Below are 8,543 nucleotides of genomic sequence, written 5' to 3' on the forward strand. Positions count from 1 at the left end.
TCGATATTGTCGTCGCTGCGCCACACCCAGACGCCTGCGGTGTCGACGCCGACGTGCGGGTGCCGGCGAAATCGCGGATCAAGCTCAGCGGTGCTTGTCAGCGCATCGCGGTACAGCTCGTCGACATACCCCGGGCCCGCGTCGGCGGGGGGCGACAGGATCAGCAGCGCGGCGACGTGCATCGGGTCGGACAGCAGCTCGCCCGTCATCATCGCCACGTCCAACGGCTCCAGCAGGTCCATCGGCTCAGGCCCCGACCTCTCCAACGTGATTGGGACAACCGTAGCGCTGCCGCGCCACAGCCCGCGCCGAAATGGCGGCCCGGGGCCGATGTGAACCGTCGCCGGTTTTAAGACTGTGATCTAGTATGCGATAGACCTGTGATTTAATATGGTATGAGCCTGTGTTTTGGGTTGATGTCTATTGTGGAGTAGGTGGCTGACATGACGGTGACATCCGCACGGCCCGATCTGATCGCGTACCGGGAAGCAGTGACCATGTCGACCCCCGAGCTGGTAACCGCGTTGCGAGAACTCCTGGGGGCGAAACTCGTTGCCTACCTGGGCAAAGTCAAGGAAACCCGCGCTGTGCGCCAGTGGGCAGAGGGCAGCCGCGAGATCGCCAACGCTGCTGATGTGGAACGGCTTCGGTTGGCCTACCGTGCGGCGCGGATGATCACCGACCGGGATCGTAAGGAAGTCGCCCAAGCGTGGTTCCAGGGTCTCAACCCAATCCTCGAGGACCGATCGCCCGCGCGGGTGTTGCGGGACGGCGACTTCGAAACGGACGGTGCCTTGGTTCTTGCCGCGGCGCGCCAGTTCTCCGCCGTCGGCTGAATGCCAGCCGAACCGATTCGAATCGAGACCGTCTTTGGGCCGGTGCACTGCTCCCGTGTCGATGCCCTACCGGTCTACCGGGTGGGCTATAAGCCCGATCCCTGGCATTGGACTCCGTGGGAGTTCGGCGATGAACACGGTCGCTTTGACGATGCCGACGATCTCTATCCCACGGTCCGTGCAGGGAGCTCCCACGGGCGTGGTGTGAGTCTCGCTTGATCTGCTCGGCGGAATTGTCTGGCTGGTTTGTTCTCATCGGACACTACGAGACTCTGCCAACGCTGAGGCTGCAATTCCTGCCTACGGCAAAGGAATGCGGACTCCCGGATCTTGATGCTGCCGCGATCCGCGACAGTAAGCATCGACGTCTCACACAGGCTATATCGGCGTGGGTCTACAACCCTCACCACCCCCGATGGCGAGCCCACCACGGGCATACAGTTCGATTCGCGTCGCGGTGATCAACTCACACTCTGGGCGATTTACGAGCGCTCAGCATCGACCCCATCTCCTCCAGAGATCACGAATTATTCAGAGCCACAGGTTATTACAGAGCACGATCCGGACCTGACAGAAGCGATGCGCATCCATCATTTGACGTGGGCGGCATAGGGCGCGTGCCTAGGCTATGCCACGGCCACCGTGGACGCTTGGTACACCTCAGTCGGCATCGGCTGACGCAGCCGCCAGGTGATCGCCATCGGCCGGTCCCCTTCGTGCGAGACGTAATCAGCCGGACCCAGAAACACGTATGGCGACGTGCCAAGAGCGTTGGTCTTCGCTTGCCGCACGAAAAGCAGGATGTGGGAACCCCGTTCCCGATGATGGATGTATCGCTGCCCAGTCGGTGAAGTCGACGACGTGGTGGACTGCGATTCCCAGTGAAAAAGGCACGGGCTCAACGCGAAGTCGCGGTACATCGTCGTTGGCGAGTAGTCGCGGTCGGACTTCTTCAACGTGATCAAGAAAGCATCGGCGTTGACTGATTCACACCACGCGACTCCCTCTCGCATGGTGCTGGGTGTGCGGCGGAGGGATGCAAAACCGAGCGCCGCAAGGATTTCCTCGCGGGAATAACTTGCATGAACCTCGAGCGGCACCTGGGCGACCTCGGGGACGAGGCTTCCCAACTGGTAGGTGCTGCGGCGGGCATTGTCGAATGCGATGTCGATCACTTCGCGCAGCTCGTCGACGACCGCTTCGCCTTGAAGCGCATCGAGTCCTGCTGCAGCACTGTCGAATCCGCCGCCATTCGGGTTCAACGAATAGAACAGCATCTCAGCAAGGCGTCGCTCGATGGGACTGTCCATGTCAACGGTGCCGTCGAGGATCGACCGGTAGGCCGTCCACCGTCGACGGTCGTCGACGTGGGCGACCGCGCGAACACGTTTGACGAGATCGGCCTCGCGCTGACCGGGTTCCGAATCGAGCTTGCCGGCATCGCGACACAGCGACGTCCACGATCGATTGCTCTTCAGCACGTCCTCGAGACCACGTCCGGACGCGTCGAGGTAGGACGCCAGCCGATTGTCCGGATGTGCACGCACCTCGGACACCAGCGCGGCCCATCTCGGAGCGACCTGCTGTCGGATGTTCTCTAATACGAGATCCCGCGCGACTGGGTCGAGCACGATCTGACTGCCCGACGGAAGGAACGGGAAGCCCTCCTCGACCTGATGCTGCAGCGCCCTGCCGCCAAGCCCAGTCATCGCTCGAAAACGTTGATCAAACCGGAACTCACGGCGTTGGTGCCCAACAAAGTCCAGCGCGGTCAGTACGGTCTTACCTCTGGTAAGCCGCAGGCCGCGACCCAGCTGCTGCAGGAAGACGGTCGCGCTCTCCGTGGGGCGCAAGAATAGGACGGTGTCGACGTCGGGAATGTCGAGGCCTTCGTTAAAGAGGTCGACCGCGAAGAGGATGTTGATCTCGCGGTTGCGCAGCGCGGTAAGTGCGTCGCGACGGTCGGCCGCTGAAGTCTCGGCGGACACCGCGCGGGCAGGAATACCGGCTTCGCCGAATTGCTGCGCCATATAGCGGGCGTGCTCAACGCTGACGCAGAAACCTAGCGCACGCATGGCCGCAACGTCGGCCACCTTATCGCCGAGCTCCTTCAGCACGATGCGGGTGCGGGCATCGTTCCCGGTGTAGACGCCGCTTAGAGCTGCCAGATCATAGCCGCCACGCCTCCACTGAACGGCCTCAAGATCTGTTCCGTCGTGGATGCCGAAGTAATGGAACGGGCACAGCAGGTTCTGCTCCAGTGCTTCCCATAACCGTAGCTCGGCGGCAACGCGGCCACCGAAAAAGTCGCGGACGTCGACGCCGTCGGCGCGCTCGGGGGTAGCGGTAAGTCCTAACAGTTCGATTGGACGCACGTGGTCAAGCAACCGTCGATAAGACGCGGCTTCGGCGTGGTGGAATTCGTCGACCACCACAACGTCAAAGTGATCCGGTTCGATGCCGGAAAGCCTTGCTTGCGAGAGAGATTGAATGCTGGCGAACACGTGGCGCCAGTTGGCCGGTTCCTGTCCGTCGACGAGCAGCTCGCCGAAGGTGGGATCAGTGAGGACTTCTTGATACATTCGTCGCGCTTGCAGGAGGATCTCCTTGCGGTGGGCTACGAATAGCAGTGTGAGGTCATGGCCGAGGGTGTCGCGGGTGAGGCGGCGGTAGTCCAAGGCTGCGATGACGGTCTTCCCGGTGCCGGTCGCCGCGACCATCAGGTTGCGATGGCGGTCGTGAATCGTGCGCTCTGCGTCAAGTTCTTCGAGTATTTCGGCTTGGAACGGCTTGGGGTGAACCTCGAGGCCAGACAAGGTGACGGTGATCCCATCACGCGCTCGATTTCCCGATGCGGTCTCGAGTGCCGCTCGCAAGCGGTCGCCGTCCTCCGATGGCCTGTACAACTCGAATTCCCTGTTTTCCCAATAGGAGTCGAAGGTGGCCCGAAACTTCTCGAGGAGGTGCGGTGTCGACATTGCTGACAGTCGAACGTTCCATTCCAACCCATCCACAAGCGCGGCATGGGACAGATTGCTGGACCCCACGTACGCGGTGTGGAATCCGGTGTCACGCCGCAGCAGCCAAGCTTTGGCGTGCAGGCGGGTGCGGTCGATTTCGTAATTGACGCGAACTTCGGCCCCGAACTCGTTGACTAAAGCATCTAGAGCGCGAGCATCCGTGGCGCCGAGGTACGTCGTTGTGATGACACGCAGCGGGATACCCCGCCGACGCAGTTCGTTGAGCTGGCCCTCGAGGAGTCGCAGGCCCTGCCACTTGACGAAAGCACACAGCAGGTCGACCTGGTCGGCGCTCACTAGCTCGGCGCGAAGCTCGGCGGCCAGCGTCGGTTCGTTGCGTGCGTTTGTCATGAGCGCGGCGTCCGAGAACGGAGTGGCGGGTCGTAGGAGACGAGGCTTAACAAGGCCGCCCGCGCTCGCCACCTCGTCGAGCCGGGTGATCTTGCCTGGTTCGACCTGGTATAGCGCCTCGCCGACAGCGTGAGCGTCAGGCAGGACCTCGAGAATCCGCCGGACGAGTTCTACGCGGTCCTCAGCGGTGCCGACGCCACGCATTGCATGTTCGATGATCGGCCCGAGATGGCGCGCGATCGTCAGCGCCTGCTCGGCCTCGTCGACAGTGCCGTACTCGGCCTGCAGGTCGTTCCGTTGTTGGAGCTACTGATTGAGCTGATCCGTCAGCAGCGACTCGTATATCCCCCTATGCACGAAGCGGACGTTAGCGGATCGCAGCGACAATGCTGGGCAATACCCGCTCTAACCGATCAGCTTCGCGGTGTTCCTGGCTGCGCGGTCGACCGCGCACTCGATTTGGGGTCATTGCTCCATTTTCCTATCAGTCATTGGTACAAAGGTAATTACTAGACGTCCCGCTGTGAGTTTGCTGTTCCGCGTTGCCAAGGGCCAAGCGGGACGTGCAACATGCTGACGTGCAATTGGTCGCCATCCTCGAGCGCGTCGACCCGAAAACCTCAGGCGTCGAAGAACTCCTAGCCCCGGCCGGCGTTGTCGAGGCCGGGCTCGCCTCGCTCGGTAGTCCGGCGGCCGAACTCGGCGATGACAGACAGCTGAAGTGGGAAGGTGACGATTGGGTGGGATGGTATAGCCCGGAGGGTACTTCCGATAGTGGCGGCGGCCGTACTTCAGATGCCCGCCATCATTGCTTGGCGTGTAGTGCAATGAAGAAGATGAGGAATGAGCGCGAGGGGTGTTCACCTTCTTCTGTTGTCCATAGCGCGGCAGCGTAAATGACTTAAATTCCAGCCTCATTGGCGACTAGCTGTGAATTGCGTCGCGCGGCTGGTTGATTCACAAAAACTGTCAACCACACGTGGCGTAAGTTACTCAATCACAGGCGGAATGATGGCCGACGCGCCGGTGCCCGACACCGGGTCGGCGGCCGAAGACTTCCGCCTGACGTTAGTTCCCAGACGTCCTCGTCCGTTCGACTCGGCCTATAGTTCTAGAGCTGATTTCGCGCTGAACTGCGTTCACGCTCAACATGATTCACGTCCATGACAGCGGGAAGCTGATGTCCAGCCGCTCGGTCTGCTTGTATGCTGACCACGTCGGCACGCCTGCAGGCTGCACGCGGTAAATGCCGAGCGCAGCTGCCACGACTCGATCATGCTGCGTCGGCCACTGAATCTCGGATGCGATCTGCTCCAGTATGTCTCGGTCGCGCTCCAGCACCCGGTCGACAATCGACACCGCCGGCAGCGCACCACTCTTGTCGCCGTTACAGCGGGCGCACGCCAGCACCAGATTGGCCAGCCCGTCGATACCCACCACGGACCACGGCAGCACGTGATCGACCGGATTGTTCACCGGCAGGTGCGTCCCGCAGTAGAAGCAGTGCGGGCCGAACGCATCCTTGAACGGCTCGCGGACGGCGCCGAGGTCGGTGCGCTCACGACCGAACAGGTGGCCCGCGACGTCGGGAACCTCGGAGTCGAGGAACTTGTTCATCCGGCGGACGTCGTCGACCCACATGATCTCCAACGCCGGCTTGAGCAGTCCTGCGAGCCGGGCAAGGCTATATGCAACGCCGGGTCTGAGTTCGATGGCGTCGCCATACGCGCGCAGCGTCGACCGCGACACATGGTCGTGCAGAAACGAGTCCTCGTACAGAAAAGGATCACTCGTCGACGAGCCCGGCAGTTTCTGCAGCCGATGCAACGGCTGCTGCGCGAGGCACAGCGTGATCTCGTCGATGGCGCTTCGGTATGCGGTAGGCGCGCGCAACCTAGCGATGTCCACCGACACACCGGTGTGTGTGACCCCGGCCGCCTCACGTAATGCGTTCGTGGCGATCAGGATTCGTGCGCGCGGCTGGGTGGACTGGCGCAATTCGTGGCCGTCGAATGGGCGCACCTGGCGCCAGTAGATCTCCAGCACCCGATGCGCCAGATCGGGAATCGGCACCCGCAGCACATCGCCGGGCCGCTCGGGCATGTTCTCGATGCAGTGTTCGATCAATGCCATCAACGTGGCGAGCTTGTAAGTCGCAAGGTGCGTAGGCCGGTCTCGAGGACCGCGACCACACGTTGCCCAAGCAAAAGCGGGTCGGCCGCGTCACCGGCCACGGCGCACCCTCGATGTCAGCCTGGCGGGGTAGAACTGCACCACCGCATTATTGCCGGGGAGAGGGACAGCGTGGGCAAACTCGTTCGGGACAAGATTCCCGACGTCATTCGAGCCTCTGGCCGCACGCCCCACGTGACGACGTTGGCCGCGGGCGTATACCGGACTGCGCTCAACGACAAGCTGCGCGAAGAGGTCGACGAACTCATCGCTGCTAGGACCACGGACGCCGTTCATCGAAGAGGCCGCCGACATCCTCGAAGTCCTCACGGCGATCGCCGCTGAACATGGCGTCACCCTCGATGGCATCCTCGATGCCGCGCAACGCAAGCGCGCGGAGACGGGAGGATTCGCCATGCGGCTCTGGCTGGACGGCGTCGACCCGTGGACCCACGGCCCTAATCTGGTGGCCCGCACAAGTGATGGGCCAGAGTCGACCACTGGACCCGGGAGCGGCGTGGTGATTCGTTCATCTCTGTCTCCGATTCATTGGGAAGGGCGGGATCACCTGACGACGGGACACCGAGGCAACGAGTAACGGGCGCCGAATACCCGAATTTCTAGGACGGACGACCGCCACGTTCTCGTTAGGTTAGTTAGGTGCCGATAAGCCCCAGCTCCCATGATCCAAAAACGGAGATAAGGACGAACAGCTCATGAAAGCAGTGCGATTCGATCGCTACGGCGGCATCGACGTCCTCGATGTACGCGAGGTTCCCCGCCCGCAACCTGGCACCGGTGAAGTGCTGGTCGAGGTGAAGGCAGCTGGCGTCAATCCGGGCGAAGCGATGATTCGCCAGGGTGTCTTCGACGAGATCTTCCCAGCGACATTTCCGTCCGGGCAGGGCAGTGATCTCGCCGGTGTCGTCGCCGAGGTCGGCGCCGGCGTCGATGCCTTCTCAGTGGGCGACGAGGTGCTGGGTTTCACGGACGACCGAGCCAGCCACGCCGAATTCGTGGTGGTGCCCGCCGATCAGCTCACGCCCAAGCCGCCGGCAGTGTCATGGGAAGCCGCAGGGGGCCTGTTCGTCGCCGGCACCACGGCATACGCCGCGGTCCGCTCGGTCGAACTGACGTCGGGTGACACCGTCGCCATCGCCGGCGCCGCCGGCGGGGTGGGCACGATAGCCGTGCAGCTGGCCAAACGCACCGGCGCGACCGTGCTCGGCATCGCCGGCCCGTCCAACGACGACTGGCTGGCTGCGCACGGCGTGATCCCCGTCAATTACGGCGATGGCCTCGCGGGCAGGCTGCGGGCGGCGACACCTGACGGCCGGGTCGACGCGTTGTTGGACTTCTTTGGCGGCGGCTACGTCGAATTAGCCGTGACCGAGCTGAGCATCGCACCGCAGCGCATCGACACGGTCATCGACTTTCCGGCGCTGGAGCGATTTGGGGTCATGTTCGTCGGCAATCAGGACGCCGCCGACGCCGCGGTGCTGGCCGAGCTCGCCGCACTGATCGCCGCCGGCCAATTGGAAGTGCCGATCGCCGAAGCTATTCCGCTCGACGAGGTTCAGCGCGCCTACCGCACCCTGGAACGGCGCCACACCAGGGGCAAGATCGTCCTGCGGCCGTAGTACTGCCGATCGCCATGCCGCACTTACGCAGCGCACGAGTCCGGACGGTAGCCTGACGCGGCATGACCGACTCCGTCGTCGTCAGGGTCAAGCCCGGCAGTCGCAAGGGACCCCTTGTCGAGGTCGGTCCCAACGGTGAGCTGACAATCTACGTCCGCGAGCCAGCGGTTGACGGCAAGGCCAACGACGCGGTCACCCGGCTACTGGCAGCCCACCTTCAATTGCCAAGAAGCCAAGTCGAATTGGCATCCGGAGCGGCGTCGCGGCTCAAACGTTTCCGCGTGAGCTGTTGAGCAGACATCCGCTGTCGAGGATGAGCGGCTAATTCGGTGCGCGAGCGGCCAGCCGGCAGAGAGCCATCGACGTCCCGCTGGTGACCGTCTAATCTGCGAGCGCCAGCACCTCGTCGAACCCGTCGACGAGGCAGTCGTGGAACACGTCGAAGTCCGGAATCGCGCCCGCGTCGACGTTAATTCCCAGCGCACAGGTGTCGACGTAGGTGAGCAGCGTGACATTCACCGCCG

6 protein-coding genes and 2 pseudogenes are annotated in these 8,543 nt (G+C 62.9%); 3 read left to right on the plus strand and 5 right to left on the minus strand.

What is annotated here, in order from left to right:
* Positions 1-242: wax ester/triacylglycerol synthase domain-containing protein (locus VKI00_RS19890; protein ID WP_324440430.1), on the minus strand; the 242-nt coding region annotated here is incomplete at its 3' end.
* A 201-nt stretch (positions 243-443) separates the two neighbouring features.
* On the opposite strand from VKI00_RS19890, the gene VKI00_RS19895 reads away from it, so the two are divergent.
* Positions 444-836 carry a hypothetical protein gene (locus tag VKI00_RS19895; RefSeq protein WP_324440432.1) on the plus strand — a complete coding sequence of 131 codons (393 nt, stop codon included), beginning with the start codon at positions 444-446 and terminating at the stop codon, positions 834-836.
* A 626-nt stretch (positions 837-1,462) separates the two neighbouring features.
* Here the strand turns inward: VKI00_RS19895 and VKI00_RS19900 are convergent.
* The 3 genes and pseudogenes from VKI00_RS19900 to VKI00_RS19910 all read right to left on the minus strand — a co-directional run bounded on the left by VKI00_RS19900 (position 1,463) and on the right by VKI00_RS19910 (position 6,833).
* Positions 1,463-4,564, minus strand: a pseudogene (locus tag VKI00_RS19900) (DUF3427 domain-containing protein).
* A gap of 798 nt (positions 4,565-5,362) precedes the next feature.
* Positions 5,363-6,441: pseudogene (locus VKI00_RS19905) on the minus strand (HNH endonuclease).
* Positions 6,442-6,653: 212 nt separating this feature from the next.
* The gene (locus tag VKI00_RS19910; RefSeq protein ID WP_324440434.1) at positions 6,654-6,833 is read right to left on the minus strand and encodes a hypothetical protein; all 180 of its coding nucleotides are present in this window, start codon (positions 6,831-6,833) and stop codon (positions 6,654-6,656) included.
* A 262-nt stretch (positions 6,834-7,095) separates the two neighbouring features.
* Here VKI00_RS19910 and VKI00_RS19915 point away from each other — a divergent pair, with 262 nt between their 5' ends.
* Together VKI00_RS19915 and VKI00_RS19920 are read left to right on the plus strand one after the other, a co-directional pair.
* Entirely contained in the window at positions 7,096-8,019 is a 924-nt protein-coding gene (locus VKI00_RS19915; RefSeq protein WP_324440436.1) for an NADP-dependent oxidoreductase, read from the plus strand.
* Positions 8,020-8,081: 62 nt separating this feature from the next.
* On the plus strand, positions 8,082-8,312 hold the full coding sequence (locus VKI00_RS19920; protein WP_324440439.1) for a DUF167 domain-containing protein: 231 nt from the start codon (positions 8,082-8,084) through the stop codon (positions 8,310-8,312).
* Between the two features lie 88 nt (positions 8,313-8,400).
* Here the strand turns inward: VKI00_RS19920 and VKI00_RS19925 are convergent.
* Positions 8,401-8,543, minus strand: a 143-nt coding sequence (locus VKI00_RS19925) for a WS/DGAT domain-containing protein (protein WP_324440441.1), incomplete at its 5' end; no start/stop codon positions are given.

The sequence above is a fragment of the Mycobacterium sp. genome, from assembly GCF_035314665.1.
Taxonomy (GTDB): domain Bacteria; phylum Actinomycetota; class Actinomycetes; order Mycobacteriales; family Mycobacteriaceae; genus Mycobacterium.